16 protein-coding genes are annotated in these 17,698 nt (G+C 58.7%); 7 read left to right on the forward strand and 9 right to left on the reverse strand.

The window, feature by feature from the left end; genetic code table 11:
• The first annotated feature begins 29 nt into the window (after positions 1–29).
• Genes phnL through phnP form a run of 4 tightly spaced genes read left to right on the forward strand, consistent with a single transcriptional unit; the run spans position 30 to position 3,201 of the window.
• Positions 30–737 carry a phosphonate C-P lyase system protein PhnL gene (gene phnL / locus FXO11_RS11705; protein WP_148863140.1) on the forward strand — a complete coding sequence of 236 codons (708 nt, stop codon included), beginning with the start codon at positions 30–32 and terminating at the stop codon, positions 735–737.
• A complete protein-coding gene (locus FXO11_RS11710; RefSeq protein ID WP_148863141.1) occupies positions 734–1,879 on the forward strand; it encodes an alpha-D-ribose 1-methylphosphonate 5-triphosphate diphosphatase in 1,146 nt (381 codons plus the stop codon). Before phnL ends, FXO11_RS11710 begins: the two co-directional genes overlap by 4 nt.
• Positions 1,869–2,474 carry a phosphonate metabolism protein/1,5-bisphosphokinase (PRPP-forming) PhnN gene (gene phnN, locus FXO11_RS11715; RefSeq protein WP_148863142.1) on the forward strand — a complete coding sequence of 202 codons (606 nt, stop codon included), beginning with the start codon at positions 1,869–1,871 and terminating at the stop codon, positions 2,472–2,474. Before FXO11_RS11710 ends, phnN begins: the two co-directional genes overlap by 11 nt.
• Complete coding sequence (phnP, locus tag FXO11_RS11720) at positions 2,446–3,201, forward strand: phosphonate metabolism protein PhnP (protein WP_148863143.1); 756 nt, start codon at positions 2,446–2,448, stop codon at positions 3,199–3,201. The genes phnN and phnP overlap by 29 nt, the downstream gene beginning before the upstream one ends.
• 142 nt (positions 3,202–3,343) lie before the next feature.
• Here the strand turns inward: phnP and FXO11_RS11725 are convergent, their stop codons facing one another.
• Positions 3,344–4,114 (reverse strand): ferredoxin--NADP reductase, encoded by a 771-nt coding sequence (locus tag FXO11_RS11725; RefSeq protein ID WP_148863144.1) that lies wholly within the window; start codon positions 4,112–4,114, stop codon positions 3,344–3,346.
• A gap of 126 nt (positions 4,115–4,240) precedes the next feature.
• On the opposite strand from FXO11_RS11725, the gene FXO11_RS11730 reads away from it, so the two are divergent.
• Entirely contained in the window at positions 4,241–5,122 is an 882-nt protein-coding gene (locus tag FXO11_RS11730; RefSeq protein ID WP_148863145.1) for a LysR family transcriptional regulator, read from the forward strand.
• Positions 5,123–5,127: 5 nt separating this feature from the next.
• Here the strand turns inward: FXO11_RS11730 and miaE are convergent, their stop codons facing one another.
• Entirely contained in the window at positions 5,128–5,760 is a 633-nt protein-coding gene (gene miaE / locus FXO11_RS11735) for a tRNA-(ms[2]io[6]A)-hydroxylase (protein WP_148863146.1), read from the reverse strand.
• Between the two features lie 449 nt (positions 5,761–6,209).
• Between miaE and FXO11_RS11740 the strand changes: the two genes are divergently transcribed.
• Positions 6,210–8,804, forward strand: a complete 2,595-nt coding sequence (locus FXO11_RS11740; protein WP_148863147.1) for a bifunctional aconitate hydratase 2/2-methylisocitrate dehydratase — start codon at positions 6,210–6,212, stop codon at positions 8,802–8,804.
• Positions 8,805–9,108: 304 nt separating this feature from the next.
• A complete protein-coding gene (locus FXO11_RS11745) occupies positions 9,109–9,579 on the forward strand; it encodes a YchJ family protein (protein ID WP_148863148.1) in 471 nt (156 codons plus the stop codon).
• On the opposite strand, the gene thpD is transcribed toward FXO11_RS11745, so the two are convergent.
• The 7 genes from thpD to nuoJ form a co-directional block, all read right to left on the reverse strand.
• On the reverse strand, positions 9,576–10,544 hold the full coding sequence (gene thpD / locus FXO11_RS11750; RefSeq protein WP_148863149.1) for an ectoine hydroxylase: 969 nt from the start codon (positions 10,542–10,544) through the stop codon (positions 9,576–9,578). The two genes, FXO11_RS11745 and thpD, sit on opposite strands and share 4 nt — an antisense overlap.
• Positions 10,545–10,769: 225 nt before the next feature.
• Positions 10,770–11,813 (reverse strand): sodium:calcium antiporter, encoded by a 1,044-nt coding sequence (locus tag FXO11_RS11755; RefSeq protein ID WP_148863150.1) that lies wholly within the window; start codon positions 11,811–11,813, stop codon positions 10,770–10,772.
• Between the two features lie 13 nt (positions 11,814–11,826).
• Entirely contained in the window at positions 11,827–13,272 is a 1,446-nt protein-coding gene (nuoN, locus tag FXO11_RS11760) for an NADH-quinone oxidoreductase subunit NuoN (protein ID WP_202980222.1), read from the reverse strand.
• Positions 13,269–14,819: an NADH-quinone oxidoreductase subunit M gene (gene nuoM / locus FXO11_RS11765; protein WP_148863151.1), complete on the reverse strand. Its 1,551-nt coding sequence runs from the start codon at positions 14,817–14,819 to the stop codon at positions 13,269–13,271. The genes nuoN and nuoM overlap by 4 nt, the downstream gene beginning before the upstream one ends.
• Positions 14,820–14,955: 136 nt before the next feature.
• Positions 14,956–16,827: an NADH-quinone oxidoreductase subunit L gene (nuoL, locus tag FXO11_RS11770; RefSeq protein WP_148863152.1), complete on the reverse strand. Its 1,872-nt coding sequence runs from the start codon at positions 16,825–16,827 to the stop codon at positions 14,956–14,958.
• Positions 16,824–17,132, reverse strand: a complete 309-nt coding sequence (gene nuoK, locus FXO11_RS11775) for an NADH-quinone oxidoreductase subunit NuoK (RefSeq protein ID WP_148863153.1) — start codon at positions 17,130–17,132, stop codon at positions 16,824–16,826. Before nuoK ends, nuoL begins: the two co-directional genes overlap by 4 nt.
• The gene (gene nuoJ, locus FXO11_RS11780; protein WP_148863154.1) at positions 17,129–17,671 is read right to left on the reverse strand and encodes an NADH-quinone oxidoreductase subunit J; all 543 of its coding nucleotides are present in this window, start codon (positions 17,669–17,671) and stop codon (positions 17,129–17,131) included. The genes nuoK and nuoJ overlap by 4 nt, the downstream gene beginning before the upstream one ends.
• Between the last annotated feature and the right edge of the window lie 27 nt (positions 17,672–17,698).

A 17,698-nucleotide genomic window follows, 5' to 3' on the forward strand; every position in this document is an offset into this window, starting at 1 on the left:
GGGCAACCCTCAGATCAGGAGATTGTCACATGGGGGCCATGATTCAGGTCGAGAACCTGTCCAAGTCGTTCACCCTGCATCAGCAGCACGGCATCACGCTGGACGTGCTGCGAAACATCAACCTGAACGTCGACGCCGGTGAATGCGTCGTGCTCGGCGGACGCTCCGGTAGCGGCAAGAGCACGCTGATGCGCCTGCTTTATGCCAACTATCGTGCGCAAAGCGGGTCCCTGCGGATTCGCGGCGCCCAGGGCTGGGTAGACTTGGCTCGAGCCCATCCGCGTCAGATTTGGCGCCTGCGCCGGGAAACCCTCGGGTACGTCAGCCAGTTCCTGCGGGTGGTTCCCCGGGTCACCACGCTGGACATCGTTATGGAGCCCATGCTGGAACTTGGCGTCGACCGCGACGAAGCCGAAACCCGGGCCAGCACATTGCTGCAAAGGCTCAACATCCCCCAACGGCTCTGGTCATTGGCGCCAGCCACTTTTTCCGGCGGCGAGCAGCAACGGGTCAATATCGCCCGGGGATTTGCGGTGGGGCATCCGATTCTTCTACTCGACGAACCAACGGCGTCACTGGACCCCGCTAACCGCGAACAGGTCGTCAGGCTCATCCATGACGCCAAACAAGCCGGCAGTGCGCTGGTCGGCATATTTCACGATACCGACGTCCGGGACCAGGTGGCCGACCGGATCTTCGAGATCGCCCCGGTTGCAGACATGGAGGAAACCGCATGAGTCACTCGTTGATCCTGACCAACGTCAAGGTTGTCACGGCAACCGAAGTCTTCGACGGCACCGTGGTTGTCGAGAACGGCCGAATCCTGCGCATCGATCAGGGCGTCACGTCGCTGGCCCATGCCGTCGATGGCGGCGGCGATTACCTGCTCCCTGGCCTGGTGGAGCTGCATACCGATAATCTGGAGAAACATTTTGCGCCTCGCCCGGGTGTCCGCTGGCCAGCCCGGTCGGCGGTCATGACCCACGACGCCCAGATCGTTGCGTCAGGCATCACCACGGTGTTCGACGCCCTGTCGCTGGGCGACGTGATGGACGACTCCAATCGCTTGCGCTACCTGCAGGATATGGTCGATGCTTTGGATGAGGCGCGCGAGGCCGGCGTTTATCGTGCGGATCACCTGCTACACCTACGGTGCGAAGTCTCCTATGAAGGTCTGCCGGACCTGTTTGGCGTCATGGCAGACCATCCGATGGTCCACTTGGTGTCGGTCATGGATCATTCACCGGGCCAGCGCCAGTTCGTGCGGGAAGACAAATACCGCCAGTACTATCAAGGTAAGTACGGACTTAGCGAGCAACAGATGGAGGATTTCATCCTGAGCCAGAAAGCCAACAGCGAGAAGTTCAGCAGCCAATACCGCCGCACGGTCGTCGACGCGTGCCGCCACCGGGGAATTCCCCTGGCCAGTCACGATGACGCAACCCAGGCACACGTCGCCGAAGCCTGCAGCGACGGCATGACCATTGCCGAGTTTCCCACCACCGAGGCCGCAGCGAAAGCGTCCCACGAGGCTGGACTTAAGGTCCTCATGGGTGCGCCCAATGTGGTTCGAGGCGGCTCCCATTCAGGCAACGTGGCGGCGTCAGCGCTGGCGGAGATCGAGGTTCTGGATATTCTTTCGTCCGACTATTACCCCTCCTCGCTGCTCGACGGTGCGTTCCGGCTGTCTCGCGAGAACGCCGCCTACACGCTGCCTCGTGCTATCGATACCGTCTCGCGGGCACCGGCTCGAAGTGCCGGACTTACCGACCGTGGCGAGATCGCCCAAGGCCAGCGAGCCGATCTTGTGCTGGCCCGTGCGGATACGCTCTCGCCGGTGATCCGGCAGGTGTGGCGGGAGGGCGAGCGTGTTTTCTGAAGTCAATTCTCGAGCCGGGCGCCTGTTCTACGTGATGGGCGCCTCGGGGGCGGGCAAGGACTATCTGCTCAAAGCCCTCGCCCGGTCGCTACCCGCCTACTCACAGGTTCACATCGCCCGGCGTTTCATCACCCGGCCCGCGCATGACGGTAGCGAAGAACATGTGCCTATCTCACGCGCGGAATTTGACTGCCTGCTTGCATCCGGCAACTTTGTGTTGAACTGGGAGGCTCATGGCCTGTGCTACGGAATCGAACAAACCGTCTGTGGCTGGCTAGAGCGAGGATACGACGTCATTGTCAATGGCTCGCGCGCCCATTGTCCGCACGCGATGGAGCAGTTTGGCGACACTCTGGTTCCAGTACTGGTCGATGTTCCCGACAGCCTGCTTGAATCGCGCTTATACGGGCGTGGCCGGGAAAGCCGGGATGAGATTCGCAAACGGCTCAAGCGCCATCATGCCCTCAAGCAGTCCTTCCCAGCCGGCACGCTGGCGTTGAACAACAGCGGCCCGGTGGAAGAAACGGTAGCCGCATTTCTGGCGTTCATCGAAAAGGAGCGGCGCAATGAAACTGACGTTTCTGGGCACGGGTAATGTGCGCCAGGTGCCGGTATTCGGGTGCGATTGCCCGGCCTGCGAGCGTGGCCGGCTCGACCCACAATACAGTCGCGGTGCAGCCAGCGCTTTGGTCGAAGCCGGCGACTTCCGAATCTTGCTCGATGCCGGACGTCACGATCTGGTGGAAAGATTTCAGCCGGGCGATATCGATGCCATCTGTCTAACTCATTACCACATGGACCATGTCTATGGCTTGTTCCGTTTACGCTGGGGTGTCGCTCCCCCGATCCCAGTCTACGGCCCACCGGACGACACCGGCTGTGACGACCTGTTCAAGCATCACGGGATCTTGAATTTCATGCCATCAGGCCGGGTTGGTGAACCCTTCAAACTGGGGCCGGTGATTGTTACGCCGCTGGCGTTGAACCATTCAAAGGTTTGTCACGGCTATGCGCTGGAATGTGGCGGTCAAAAAATCGCCTACCTTACGGACACGGTGGGGTTGCCCGCAGAAACGGAAGCCTTTCTAGCCGGCTGGGGAAATTTCACCTTGATTATCGACTGCACCTGGCCCCCGCTGCAGGACGCACCAAGCAATCACAACGACCTGAACATTGTGCTGGGGCTCGTAGACCGGCTAAAACCCGAGACCACGTGGCTGACGCATCTCGACCATAGCATGGACCAGTGGCTGATGGCCGGCGGCGACCTGCAGCTACCCGATACCCTAGCCGTGGCGCGTGACAATCTGGTTCTTGAATGAGACTCGAACGAAAGATCAAAAAAAAGACCCCGAGGCAAGAAACCTGGGGCCGGAGGGGTTTAGCTAGAATAAACTTAGGGACGCAGGATGGGACCGAGCCCCCGCCTGCATCCTTCCACACGTCCGTCTCTCGTCCGCGCTTTTAGCGCTCGACGAAGGCGCGCTCGATTACGTAGTGACCCAGATCCCCGTGACGCGCTTCCTGGAAACCTTGCGCATTCAGAATGCTGCAGGTGTCCTTGAGCATGCTCGGGCTACCGCAGATCATGAAGCGGTCGTCTTCCTTGTTGAACGCCGGCAAACCCAAATCAAACATGAGTTTGCCGCTCTCCATCAGATCGGTAAGGCGGCCCTGGTTGCGGAAGTCTTCTCGCGTCACCGTCGGGTAGTAAAGCAGTTTGCCATCCACCATCTCACCGAAGTATTCGTTGTCCGGTAGACCCGTGATCTCTTCCTGATACGCCAGCTCAGTCACATGGCGCACGCCGTGGGTCAAGATCACCTTGTCGAAGCGCTCGTAGACTTCCGGATCCTTGATAATGCTCAGGAACGGCGCAAGTCCGGTGCCGGTGCTGATCAGATATAGATTGCGGCCAGGCAGCAGGTGGTCAACCACCAAGGTGCCCGTCGGCTTGCGGCTGACCAGAATCTCGTCGCCCACCTGGATCTTTTGCAGCTTGGAGGTCAGCGGGCCGTCCTGCACCTTGATCGAGAAGAACTCGAGCTGCTCCTCGTAGTTGGCGCTGGCAATGCTGTAAGCGCGCATCAAAGGCTTACCGTCGCTTTCCAGGCCAATCATGATGAAATGACCGTTCTTGAAGCGAAAGCCGGGGTCACGGCTGGTCGTAAAGCTGAACAGCGTGTCGTTCCAATGGCGAACGCTTGTTACAGTTTCGCGATTCATATTGCCCATAACGATCTATCCCAATGCAGCTGTTTAATCAGAACAAAAATGTCTAATAGTTGAGTGCAGCTTACCCCAAGAGTAACCTATCGACAAAATGGGATATTTTCATAACCTTATTCGGTTTAATCGATAATGAGATATACCTTCCGCCAGCTCGAAGTTTTCCTGGCCGCGGCCAATACCCAGAACATCACGCGGGCCGCAGACGCCCTGGCGATGTCGCAATCCGCCGCCAGTAGCGCCCTCAAGGAACTGGAGTCGCAGTTCGATATCCAGTTGTTCGATCGTGTCGGGAAGCGCTTACAACTCAACGAGCTTGGCAGACTGTTCCGCCCCCAAGTGGAAGCCCTGCTGTCACAGGGACGGGAACTGGAACTCGCACTGGATCAGCATACCGAAGTTGGCGCACTCAAGGTCGGCGCCACGTTGACTATCGGCAATTACCTGGCGGTTGGCGTAATGGCGCGCTACATGCGGACTCAGCCCCACGCCCGGGTCTCATTGGAGGTTGCCAACACTCAGACGGTGGCCAGGCGGGTTAAGGATTTCGAATTGGATATCGGGCTAATTGAGGGCGAGCTGCAGTCGGACGAGCTCGAGGTGATTCCCTGGCGATCGGACGAATTGGTGGTGTTTTGCTCGCCGGAGCACCCTTACGCGGATAAAAGCGGCCTCGATGACAACGATCTAACCTCCGCCACCTGGATCATGCGCGAAACCGGTTCGGGCACACGGCAGACCTTCGAACGCGGTATGCATGGCATCCTGCCCGATCTGAACATCCTGCTGGAACTGGAGCACACCGAAGCCATCAAGCGCGCGGTCGAGGCTAATTTGGGTATCGGCTGCCTATCGCGGGTCTGCCTTGCCGATGCTTTCCGTCGCGGCAGCCTGATCCCGCTAGCGGTGCCGGATTACCGTAAATTCGACCGGCAGTTCTACTTCATATTGCACCGGCAGAAGTATCGTAGCGCGGGGATCGGGCGATGGATGGCTTTGTGTCAGGAGCTTTGAGACATTCAAGGGGCTGCTGGCTTGGCGGAGGCTGACGCGACTGGACCGCTATGAAACCGGAATTCCGTATCCGGCTTCTCAATGAGCCCCTTCTCGATGTCAAGAAAGACTGCAACACGATCATCGATGGGCGCGCCAGCGGCTTTCTCCGCCAGCTTCAGGTAATCCTGATAATGCCGCGCCTCCGATTTGAGCAGGCTGCTATAAAACGTTTCCAGCGCCTCGTCCAGATGGGGCGCCAGCGCCGCGAATCGCTCGCATGACCGGGCCTCGATAATAGCGCCGACGATCAGGACATCCACAAGGCGCCCGGGATCCTCCGTCCGCACTTCCTTACGCAGTTCTGCTGCGTACCGCGCAGGTGTCAGATGGTCGTAGGCGACGCCGCGTTTTTTCATAATGGCCAGCACCTGCTCAAAGTGCCGCAGTTCCTCCCGCGCCAGGCGCGACATCTTGTTCAGCAGCTCGGGATTGTCCACATAGCGATACATCAGACTAAGCGCGGTGGACGCTGCCTTTTTCTCGCAATGGGCATGATCGATCAGCATCAGATCCTGATTGACCAGCGCATTTTCGATCCACTGGTCGGGCGTGCGGCATGGCAGGAAGCCATGGATTTCATCAAGTGCGGCTTGCATATCGGCTAAATCGGTTCCCTAGACTATCTATTCAGTGGCGATGGATTATACATGATTCATCCAGGTCATCTCTGCCAACGGCAAACACAAGGCCGCCCTTAGTACAACTTAACTTCGTCAGGGATTTCCGCTAGAATTGCGGCCCGAACTCGGTGTCCTGTCGGGCTAATTCATTGACTGCTGCCGGGGTCCGCGCCGCAAGCGCCTGTCGGTACTGGGATTATCCAGGCGCCTGCCAGTAGATGAATGAATTAGCCAGACGGGACACGCACCGGGGAAGCAATGATGATTCCCCAGTCACCAATAACCCTGCTCAATGAAGGAGCCACTGAATAAGTAACTTACCCTTCCTTAGCCGCCATCTGGCGCGCCCAGGAAGGAAATGTAATCTATTTATTCAGTGCCTCCTTTTGACACCGCAGGGCATCCTAACTGATGAGGGTCTTACCGTGTTAGAAGAGTACCGTAAACACGTCGAAGAGCGCGCGGCACTGGGCATTCCTCCCAAACCCCTGAACGCCGAGCAAACCGCTGCACTGGTTGAGCTTCTGAAAACCCCGCCAGCGGGTGAAGAAGAGGAGCTGGTCTATCTGTTGGAAAACCGCATTCCGCCGGGCGTGGATGAGGCCGCCTACGTCAAGGCCGCGTTCCTCACCGCTGTCGTTAAAGATGAGGCCTCCTCGCCGCTGATCAGCAAGGAAAAGGCCGTCGAACTGCTGGGCATGATGCAGGGTGGCTACAACATCGCCACAATGGTCGACCTACTGGATAACGACGACCTGGCCAAGCTGGCTGGCGAGAAGCTGAAGAAAACCCTGCTGATGTTCGATGCCTTCAACGACGTGAAGGAAAAGATGGATGCCGGCAACGCGGTCGCCAAGGATGTCATGGAATCGTGGGCCAACGCCGAGTGGTTCACCGGTAAGAAGAAAGTACCCGAGAGCATGAAAATGGTCGTGTTCAAGGTTACTGGCGAGACCAACACCGACGACCTATCTCCGGCTCCGGATGCCTGGTCACGTCCTGACATCCCGTTGCATGCCCGCGCAGCCTACAAAATGCCCCGTGACGGCCTGAACCCGGAAGATCCGGGCACCACTGGCCCGATGTCTCAAATCGACGAGATCAAGGACAAAGGCCTTCCCGTTGCCTTCGTCGGTGACGTTGTGGGTACCGGCTCTTCCCGTAAGTCTGCAACCAACTCCGTACTCTGGTTCTTCGGTGAAGACATGCCGGGCGTGCCCAATAAGCGCTCCGGCGGTGTCTGTATCGGCAACAAGGTGGCCCCGATCTTCTTCAACACCATGGAAGATGCCGGCGCCCTGGTTTTCGAAGCACCGGTCGACGACATGAACATGGGCGACGTCATCGAGATCCGCCCGTACGAAGGCAAGATCCTGAATGAAGCCGGTGAGACCATCTCCGAATTTGGCTTCAAGTCCGACGTGATCCTGGACGAAGTCCAGGCCGGCGGCCGTATCCCGCTGATCATCGGCCGTGGCCTGACAACCAAGGCGCGTGAAGCCCTGAATCTGGGTGCGACCGACCTCTTCCGCCTGCCAAAAGATCCGGAAGCCGGCGAAAAAGGCTTCACCCTGGGCCAGAAAATGGTGGGCCGAGCCTGTGGCCTGGAAGAAGGCAAAGGCGTGCGTCCAGGCACCTACTGCGAGCCCGAGATGGCTACCGTGGGCTCTCAAGACACCACCGGCCCGATGACCCGTGACGAGCTGAAAGACCTAGCCTGCCTGGGCTTCCAGTCCGATCTGGTTATGCAGTCTTTCTGTCACACCGCCGCCTATCCCAAGCCGGTCGACGTGGAAATGCAACACTCCATGCCGGACTTCATCCAGACCCGTGGCGGTGTTGCCCTGCGTCCGGGCGACGGCATCATTCACTCCTGGCTGAACCGCATGCTGCTGCCGGATACCGTCGGTACCGGTGGCGACTCCCACACCCGCTTCCCGATGGGCATTTCCTTCCCCGCCGGCTCCGGGCTTGTGGCGTTTGCTGCGGCCACCGGCGTTATGCCGCTGGATATGCCGGAGTCGGTTCTGGTGCGCTTCAAAGGCGAAATGCAGCCGGGCATCACCTTGCGCGATCTGGTCCATGCGATCCCGCTCTATGGCATCAAGCAAGGCCTGCTGACCGTCGAAAAGAAAGGCAAGATCAACGAGTTCTCCGGCCGTATCCTGGAAATCGAAGGCCTGGAGCACCTGACCGTCGAGCAGGCGTTCGAGCTGTCTGACGCCTCTGCAGAGCGCTCCGCAGCCGGTTGTACCATCAACCTGTCCGAAGACTCCGTTGCCGAGTACCTACGCTCCAACATCGTTATGCTGCGCTGGATGATCGCGGAAGGCTACGGCGATCCGCGTACGCTTGAGCGTCGCGCCAAGAAGATGGAAGAGTGGCTGGCCAGCCCGAGCCTGATGCGTGCCGACAAGGACGCGGAATACGCCCACGTCATCGAGATCGACCTGGCCGACATCAACGAACCGATTGTCTGCTGCCCGAACGACCCGGACGATGCCAAGGTGCTGTCCGAAGTGGCTGGCGATAAGGTGGACGAAGTGTTCATCGGCTCATGCATGACCAACATTGGTCACTTCCGTGCCGCCGGTAAGCTGCTCGAGCAGCATAAAGGTCCGCTGAGCACCCGTCTGTGGATGTCTCCGCCGACCAAGATGGACCAGGCGCAACTGATGGAAGAAGGCTACTTCAACACCTACGGCACTGCCGGTGTACGGACCGAGATGCCCGGCTGCTCGCTGTGCATGGGTAACCAGGCCCGTGTGGCGGCCAAGTCCACGGTACTGTCCACCTCCACCCGTAACTTCCCCAACCGTCTGGGCGATGGCGCCAACGTGTACCTGACCTCTGCGGAACTGGCGGCTGTGGGTGCGGTTCTCGGCAAACTGCCAACACCTGCGGAGTACATGGAGTACGCCAAGGACCTGAACAGCATGTCCAAGGACATCTACAAGTACCTGAACTTCGATCAGATGGAGAAGTACACCAGCAAGGCGGCCAAGGCTTCCGTAGCCTAATCTCCTGACTGGGTTGTCCAAGGGCCCTGCCCCGAAAAAACGCCAGCTCCCGCAGCTGGCGTTTTTTTGTCCATACGGATTGGCATGAACGGAAAATCACCGCACATTCCAGGTAAGGCGCAAAAAAGATGGGCACCTTCGGCGCCTCAGAAGCTAAAGCGTCTGCTACATACCCGAGGTTGGAACAAATGTAGCCGATGCTTTAGCTTCGGAGTAGCCCGCAGGGCTGCCTTTGCTTGAGTCTCGCTGGAAGCACGCTGTCCCGTTTTAACCTGGCTTCCCCATAACCGCCCAGGAGCAATAGATGAAGAACGAAGCCTGCCCCTGCGGCAGTCAGCAGCCCTACTCCTCATGCTGCGGGCCACTCCATGAAGGAGGCCGCGTGGCTGCAACGCCCGAAGCCCTGATGCGGTCACGTTTCGCGGCCTTCGCCACGCACAAGCCCGATTACCTGCTGCTCACCTGGCATCCGAAAACACGGCCGTCCCAACTGGACCTGAAAGACGCCCCGGTCTGGACCAGCCTACAGATTCTGGATGCCTCGCAAACCGGCCCTCAAGGCGCCGTGCACTTTCGGGCCATCTACTGGGACAAAGGACAATGGGGCTATCTGGAAGAAAGATCGGACTTTGCCCGGGAAGACGGGCAATGGCTTTATGTCAGCGGGGATCCCCGTCAAGGACTATTGAAGCCAGGCCGCAACGACCGCTGCCCCTGTGGGAGCGGTCGCAAATACAAGGCCTGCTGTATTAATCGTGATGACACAAAAAGTTAAGAGTCACCATGGCGTAGGGGTTGAACACCCTGCCCAGCCAGTTCCGGGAAATCGTCGTGCATGGTCAGTGCCTCATTGTTTTCCCGTGCCCCAAGAAACTCCGGCCGTGTATGGGGCGCGGCATAAGGTTCTCCAAGGCGGTTTTCGACACTGTTGTAGACAAAGAACAGATTCGACCGCGGCCATGGCGACATGTTTTTGTTGGACGCATGCAATGTATTGCATTCGAACAACAGCAACGACCCCGCCGGCCCTTTGGGTGCCTGGATCCCGCCTCGGTTGGCCAGCATCGCCAGGGCGTCCTGATCGGGCACACCCAGACGCTGGGCTTTCAACGAGTCCGTCCAATTCATGTCCGGTGTCTCGCCCATGCACGGCACAAAATAGTGATGGGAACCGGGAATCAGCATCAGAGGCCCGTTGAACTCGTTGTTATCCGTTAGCATAAGTGACGCACTGACGGCTCGCATCCTAGGCATACCATCTTCGGAGTGCCAAGTCTCAAAGTCCGAGTGCCAGTCGAACCCACTGCCCTGAAAGCCGAACTTATCGTTGATGCGTGATTGGTGGATGTAGACTTCGCTTCCTAGAAGCTGACGAACCATCCCGAGAATACGTGGGTCCCGGGTCAGTCGGCTAAAATGATCGGAAAGCTCGTGCATCGCAAATACCGACCGGATCTCTCCCGATTCGGGATCCGTAATGATTTGATCCGACTCCATCAGCTTCTTATCGCTGGCCATCTCTTTGAGCTCGTCAAAGAATGGCTGCATCCGTTCTTGGGAAAAAAATCCCTCGAACCAGAGAAAGCCGTCACGCTCGTATTTGGACAATGCCACTTCACCAAGGGGGCCATCCCAGCGCCATTGGTTGCGAGAATGTACGACAGGGTCAAGACGAACGAAGGGATCGATGCCGTCGCCTTCTTTCAATCGCGAAGGGTAAGGGTTTGTTTCGTTGGTCATAGCGGATAACCTCAATTTCTCTGCAATGCATCAAAATTTTGGCCGTCCGGATTAGCTCCAGGCATCGCTCCGTGAGCCAGTCACGGAACTTCAGAGGGCCCGACGTCTAGGCTGGTCCTTCGGCCATCGCGGGATATTAAAAACACGCTTGCATAGGGCGCTCCAAAACAGATCCAACAGGCTTTGGAATTCCCTAACACTCTATGTGTACCATACTCCGTTTTCTCAACCACCGAACAACAACATAAGGCAAACACCGAGCACGTAAAGTACGATTATTGCGAAACTTTCAGAACCGATGCGGGCTATGCCCTGCTCCTGCCGCCGAATCAACCCCATCATCAGAATGCCGCACATGAGCAAGGTCAGCGCTACCCAGAATTGCGACGAGTCGCGCATGGCGTGATAGATGGAACCGTCTCTGTACGCCACGTCCGACGCCGCCATGAACAACGTATCGAAGGCGTTGCCGCCGATAATACCGCCTATCGCCAGTGTAAGCGCGCCGCGGCGCACCGCTGCGATCGACGTCACCAGCTCGGGAATCGAGGTACTGACCGCCGTAAACAATACGCCCACAGCGGTCAGCGACATTCCCGACGCCGATGCAATCTTATTGGCCGTCGGCTCCAGCAGCCATCCCGCTAGCCCGAGGCCAGCGGTCAACAGTGCGAACTCCACCCCTAGCCTTGATAACGGTGGCATTTGGCCTACATCGTCGGGCACGTCCTGACGCGTCTCCCGGGTGAACGAGGGACGCCACATGGGCTCCAGACGCGCCTTTTTGACCAGCCGAATCCCGTATATATACATCCCGAAAAGAATAGGCGTCGCTGGGTGAACGCCCCAGATCGTGACATCCGGCGACAGCGGCGCAAACAGGATCAGCCCGAGGAGAGAAATCAACAGCGCATTCTGGAGCATGTTGGGCACCGAAGCGGCGGCATGCTCCAGGTTCGCCCGCCGATAAACCAGATCGGCCATCGCCAGAAAAAAAGTCTGTACGGCAATACCGCCCATCGCGTTGCTGATGGCCAATTCGGGATGCCCACGCCAGGCCGCCGTGACCGATAGCACAGCCCCCGAAAGCGACGTCGCCGCCCCCAGGATAACCGCGCCTGCAAGCGCTTCGCCGATACCCAGGCGGTCGGCGAGCTGGTCCACTACCCGGGTCAATCGTGTGCCCAAAATACCGATGATCAGCGCACAGACGCAGAAGATGATCACGCTGACCGAGATAGACCAGTTTTCCGGGCTTAGGCTAGACACACAAACTCCTCTATTAGTGGCCGGCGACCGAAAGGTTAGCCATCCAGTCGATTGCCGGTGTCGGGTAGACGCCCAGCAAAATCACCAACAGCGCCAGCCCCAGCACCACGACGCCTCCAGCACGAACCCCCCAATCGTGGGGCGCATCCCGACGGCGCATGCCCGGCTCGACCAGATAGAGGGTGACCAGCACCCGAAGGTAGTAGTAAAGCCCGATGGCACTGCCAACCAGAATACCGCCCACCAGCCACCAGCGGCTGGCCTCGACCGCCAGGGCAATGATGTAGAACTTGCCGATAAAGCCCGCGGTAAACGGAATGCCGGCCAATGAAAGCAACGTCACCGTCAGCACGGCCGCTAGATAGGGCCGCCGCCAAAATAAACCGCGATAATGATGCAGCGCTGAAGCATCTTCCCCGCTGTAGGGACTGGAAAGCACGGTGACCACGCCAAACGCACCCAGGGTGGTAATCAGGTAGGTGATCAGATAAATCCCTGCCGTTTCCACGGCTAACCCGTCGGCAACCACCAACGCGACCAACAGGTAGCCGAAGTGCGCAATCGAGGAATACCCGAGTAAGCGCTTCAGATTGGGCTGGACCAGCGCAAGAATGTTGCCAGCGAGCATGGTGACTAACGCCAGCGCCGTTAAGATCACGTGTGGACCGGCTTCGTGGAACACCGGTATTTCCATCACGATCCTGAGAAAGACGATGAAGACAGCCGCCTTGCTTGCCGTCGCCAAAAACGTCGCCGACGGTCCTGGGCCCCCTTGATAGACGTCCGGTGTCCACAGGTGGAAGGGCACGAAGGAAAGTTTGAAGCCCAGGCCAACCAGCATCAGGCCAGCACCCGCAATCGCCCAGACACCGCTAGTGCCCGACAGTTCGGCGCCGATGGCAGCAATCTCGAGTTCTCCAGTTTCCGCATAGAGCAACGCCATGCCAAAAAGCAAAAAGGCGGTGCCCGCGGCGGAAAGGATTAGATACTTGATGCCCGCCTCCAGGGAGCGTTCGTCCCGGAAGGTATAGGCCAGCATGCCGTACAGCGGCATCGAGAGTAGTTCCAGGCCGAAAAAGAGGGTGGCAAAGTGGCGACTCGCCACTAACACCATGCCACCCGCGGCAGCACACAGCAGCAGCAGGTAGAATTCTTCCTTGGGTCCGGAATAACCCTCCAGATAGGCGTGGCCGAAGGTTACGCACGCCAGTGACGAGACCAGCACCACGGCCATACCGAACACAGTAAGGCCGTCGAACACCAGCAAAGGTGTTTCTACGGTGTCCATCAGCCCAACCGCCAGCAGCGAAACCAGCGCAGCGTTCAGGCCGACTACCGCCACCAGGAACGTCACCGTGTGCTGACGCCGCCAAGCAATCCCCAGCATCACCACAACGGCCGTGGCGCAAACCAGGATGACAGGCGTGAGGGCAAAGATGTCGGCTTTTGTCAGCATCATTGCCCTCCCATGAGCCAGTGAACCGTATCGACTTGGGCTCCGGCGGCAAATAACCGCTGAACCTCACCCATGACCGCGCCCGTGGTATCCAGCAGCAGCTGAGGATAGAGTCCGAACAGCAGCACCAGGGCCAACAAGCCTGCCATCATGGTGTACTCGCGCCAATCCAGACCGCGCAACCGTTCCTCCCCCTGTGGCGGACCAAAGTGGACCCGCTGCATCAGTATCAGTGAATAGATCGCGGCCAACACCAACCCCACACTCGCCAGAATTACCACTTCCGGCGCCGCCGGGAAGGTCCCGAACAGCACCATGAACTCGCCGATAAAGTTCGCCGTTCCCGGCATGCCCAACGAGGCGGCGACAAAGCACAGGGAGAACCCCGGCAGGCTATCGAAACGTCCCCAAAGCCCGCCCATTTTGCGCATATCACGCGTATGCAAACGCTCGAAGAGTTGACCGCTGAGGATGAACAGGCCCGCCGCCGAGAAAGCATGGGCCACCATCAATACGACGACGCCCTGTAATGCAAGTTCAGAACCGGAGTAGATGCCGATCAACACGAAACCCATGTGAGAAATCGAGGTATAGGCAATGAGACGCTTGATATCCTGTTGCCCGCAAGCCAACAGGGCACCGTAGAAAATACCGATGACGCCCAACCCCATAGCGACCGGCGCAAAGGCCTGCGACGCCTCGGGAAACAGCGGCAGAGCAAAACGCAGCATGCCGTACGCTGCAGTTTTTAGCAGGATACCGGCGAGATCCACGCTACCCGCCGTCGGCGCCTGTGCATGGGCATCCGGCAACCAGCCATGCAGCGGTACAACGGGCAGCTTTACGGCGAAAGCGATAAAGAAACCCAGCATCAGCCACATGGCCGTCGACTCCGACAAGGGCGTCTGCATCAGATCCGCATAGCTGAAGGAGTATTCGCCGGTATTAGCATGGTGGATAAACACCAGCGCCAGAATGGAGACCAGCATCAGCAGACCGCTGGCCTGGGTGTAGATGAAAAACTTCATTGCCGCGCGGATGCGGGTCTTGCCCTCCGAGCCACTGTGCCCCCATAGCGCGATCAGGAAGTACATCGGCACCAGCATCATTTCCCAAAAGAAGAAAAACAGGAAAAGATCGATGGCCAGAAACACCCCAACGACACCAGCCAGGATGAAGAGGAGGTTCAAATGGAAGAAACCGATCCGGTGTGCGATTTCCTTCCAGGAACAGATAACGGCCAGCATGCCGAGAAAGCCGGTTAACGCAATCAGGATCAACGAAAGACCGTCGAGCGCAAGATGAATATCGATACCAAACCTTGGGATCCACGGCACCCGCCATTCCATCGCCCAACGCAGCGTATCCGCATCGCCGGTGGCTGCCGGCAACTGGTAATCCCCCTGCCACCAAAGCACCAGGGTGGTGACGAAGACCGCTAACATGGTGGCCAGGGCAATCCAGCGTGGTGCCTTTTCACCCCAGCGGTCCGCCTGCCAGCACAGAAGGCCGCCAATAAAGGGAATCAGGATCAGCCAAATCAACACCATGGCGTCGACATCTCCTTCGCAGTACGTGCATCGATCGGACGATAGAGCGTGATTTGACGATGCGCCATCCGTTGTCGAGGTCCCATTGACTGCCGAAGTGGCATCTGTTGTAGCGGCCTCATGCGCTCTCCTTTGCTCAGTAATTCAGTGCCAGCACCAGCAAGACCACTGTTGCACCCAGTGCCATCGACGTCGCGTAAGTACGCAACCGGCCAGTCTGGGTCCGTGTCAGCCCGGCATTGAACAGCCGGACCACACCGGCAACCATTCCGAAAATCCGGTCGACTAAATCTTTGCGCATCACGTGCACGATCCACCGGTAAGGGCGGACAAGCGTTCGTTCGAACAGCCAATCGAAGCCCCAGGCGTGATGCCAATAGGTCCAAAGCATCGACGGCCACCCCTTCTCCACACGATTTGCGAGCCACTGGCGGCGATTGAGAAACAACCAAAGACCGATACCAATCCCGGCCAGCGACGTGGCGGCAGCGAGCAATTCCAGCGTCGTGTGACCGGACTGGACCCACTCACCCGGTCCCTTCGGCAGCACGCCCTCCAGAGGCGGTGTTATCAGACCGCCCAAAAAAGTGGATAGGACGCCCAGGACGACCAACGGAAGACCGTGCTGGAGCCCGCGCCCGGGTTCGGCATGGCGGGCATTGTCACTGCCTGCCGCGCCGTGGAAGGTGCCGATAATCAAACGCAAGGTATATAGGGATGTCAGCAAGGCGCCGACCAGGCCTGCCAGCAGCAACCCGCTCTGATCCGCAGCGAAGGCCTGCCAGAGAATTTCGTCCTTGCTGTAGAAGCCTGCCGTCAATAAGGGTAAGGCCACGAGAGCTGCGCCGCCGACAACGAAGCCCGCGTACGCCAACGGCAACGTTCGCCAGAGTCCGCCCAGGCGCCGCATGTCCTGCTCGTGGTGACAGCTGATGATCACCGCACCCGCCGACAGGAAAAGCAGAGCTTTGAAGAAAGCATGGGTCATCAGGTGGAAGACGGCCGCATCGTAGGCGCCCACACCCAACGCCAGGAACATGTAGCCGATCTGGCTCATGGTGGAATAGGCCAACACCCGTTTTATATCGGTTTGCGCCAGCGCTGCGAAGCCTGCCATGAGCAAGGTCAGAGCACCGATGACCCCAACCAGGTACTGGGCGTCCGGCGCCAGATCGAAGAGTCCGTGCAGACGCGCGATCAGGTAAACACCGGCGGTGACCATCGTCGCGGCGTGGATTAAAGCGGATACCGGCGTCGGCCCGGCCATCGCATCGGCAAGCCAGGTATGCAGCGGTAACTGCGCGGATTTACCCAGCGCGCCGCCTAAAACCAGCAGTGCGGCAATCTCCACCGTGGGATTGCCCCGGTCCCACAGTTCAGGCGCCATACGAAGGATTTCGGCGATGTTCAGCGTGCCAACCTCGCTAAACAGTAAAAACAGTCCAATGGCCAGAAAGACATCGCCGATCCGGGTCACGATAAAAGCTTTGAATGCCGCAGCACCGTTGGCTGGGTCCCGATAGTAGTAGCCGATTAGCAGATAGCTGCACAGACCGACGCCTTCCCAGCCGAGAAATAGCAGCAACAGGTTATCGCCCAACACCAATAACACCATGCTGAACACAAACAGGTTCATGTAGGCGTAGAAGCGGGTTATGCCCTCCTCGCCACGCATATACCACGCGGCGAAAAGATGGATCAGGAAACCCACACCGGTTATCACGCCAAGCATGGTGAGAGAGAGCCCATCAAGAGCCAGGCCGATGGTCGGCTTGAAGTCGCCGACGGAAATCCAAGTCCACAAGGTTACGGCCACCGGCTCGCCGTTGCCCGCCAGAAATTCCACGGCAATCACCGCGGTTACCAGCGCCGCCAGCCCAACGCTGGTGAACCCGACAACGGCGCTGCTACGTTCCCCCAGCCGCCCGTGGGAGAAAGCCAGGATAAGCATACCGATCAACGGCAGTAGAAAGGTCCAGGGCAAGAGTGATGTCGACAAATCCATCATCCTCGCATCCCGCTTGCTTTATCCGTATCCAGAGTCCGGAAGCGATGGAACAGTTGGATCAACAGCGCCAGGCCGACACTGGCCTCGGCCGCCGCCAGGGTAATTACCAGCAAAAACATGGCCTGCCCTTCCGGCTGCTGCCAGGCGGTGCCCGCTACAATGAAAGCTAAACCGGCGGCATTGAGCATGACTTCCAGGCTCATTAGCACAAACACCATATTGCGCCGGAACATCAGGCCCGCCAGTCCCAGGGCAAAAAGCACCGCCGCGAGGATCAGACCATGCGCCATGGGGATGCCGCTCATTGCTCCCCTCCTTTTTTGGCGCTCTTGGGAGACTCGGTCGATTTAATCGGCCCTATCCGGCCGACGTGGGACGCCGTCACCAACGCCGCCAGCAACAGCATCGCCGCCAACTCCACCACCAGCAGCCACGGTCCGAAAAGCGTCTTGCCCACCGCCTTGGCTGTCAGGGTTTCACCCTCAATCATTCCTCCGGTGTCGCCGCGCCAGAGACTAAACACCAGCACGCCGAGTAACGCCATGGCGAGAATCGAGGGACCGGCCCAAGTGCTGGCTTTAAGCCATAGCCGTTCCTGGGCAGCCGCGCCTTCGCCCAAGTTCAGAATCATCACCACGAACACAAAGAGCACCATGATGGCGCCGGCATAAACGATAATTTCCAACGCCCCGGCGAAAGGCGCGCCGAGGGCGAAGTACACCATAGCCACCGCGATCAGCGACACGATCAGATAGAGCAGCGCATGAACAGCGTTGGTGCCGGTTATGACACCCAGCGTCGCCAGCACTGCTACCAGTCCACTGAGGTAAAAGGCCAGTTCCATCCTCGCTTTTCCCTTTTTTGAACTCCA

The organism is Marinobacter fonticola (genome assembly GCF_008122265.1).
Classification (GTDB): domain Bacteria; phylum Pseudomonadota; class Gammaproteobacteria; order Pseudomonadales; family Oleiphilaceae; genus Marinobacter_A; species Marinobacter_A fonticola.

Coding starts and splice junctions, on each gene's coding strand:
- phnL (WP_148863140.1), top strand. CDS start 30: ATGGGGGCCATGATTCAGGTCGAGAACCTGTCCAAGTCGTTCACCCTG.
- FXO11_RS11710 (WP_148863141.1), top strand. CDS start 734: ATGAGTCACTCGTTGATCCTGACCAACGTCAAGGTTGTCACGGCAACC.
- phnP (WP_148863143.1), top strand. CDS start 2,446: ATGAAACTGACGTTTCTGGGCACGGGTAATGTGCGCCAGGTGCCGGTA.
- FXO11_RS11725 (WP_148863144.1), bottom strand. CDS start 4,114: ATGGGCAATATGAATCGCGAAACTGTAACAAGCGTTCGCCATTGGAAC.
- FXO11_RS11730 (WP_148863145.1), top strand. CDS start 4,241: ATGAGATATACCTTCCGCCAGCTCGAAGTTTTCCTGGCCGCGGCCAAT.
- miaE (WP_148863146.1), bottom strand. CDS start 5,760: ATGCAAGCCGCACTTGATGAAATCCATGGCTTCCTGCCATGCCGCACG.
- FXO11_RS11745 (WP_148863148.1), top strand. CDS start 9,109: ATGAAGAACGAAGCCTGCCCCTGCGGCAGTCAGCAGCCCTACTCCTCA.
- thpD (WP_148863149.1), bottom strand. CDS start 10,544: ATGACCAACGAAACAAACCCTTACCCTTCGCGATTGAAAGAAGGCGAC.
- nuoN (WP_202980222.1), bottom strand. CDS start 13,272: ATGATGCTGACAAAAGCCGACATCTTTGCCCTCACGCCTGTCATCCTG.
- nuoM (WP_148863151.1), bottom strand. CDS start 14,819: ATGGTGTTGATTTGGCTGATCCTGATTCCCTTTATTGGCGGCCTTCTG.
- nuoL (WP_148863152.1), bottom strand. CDS start 16,827: ATGATGGATTTGTCGACATCACTCTTGCCCTGGACCTTTCTACTGCCG.
- nuoK (WP_148863153.1), bottom strand. CDS start 17,132: ATGAGCGGCATCCCCATGGCGCATGGTCTGATCCTCGCGGCGGTGCTT.
- nuoJ (WP_148863154.1), bottom strand. CDS start 17,671: ATGGAACTGGCCTTTTACCTCAGTGGACTGGTAGCAGTGCTGGCGACG.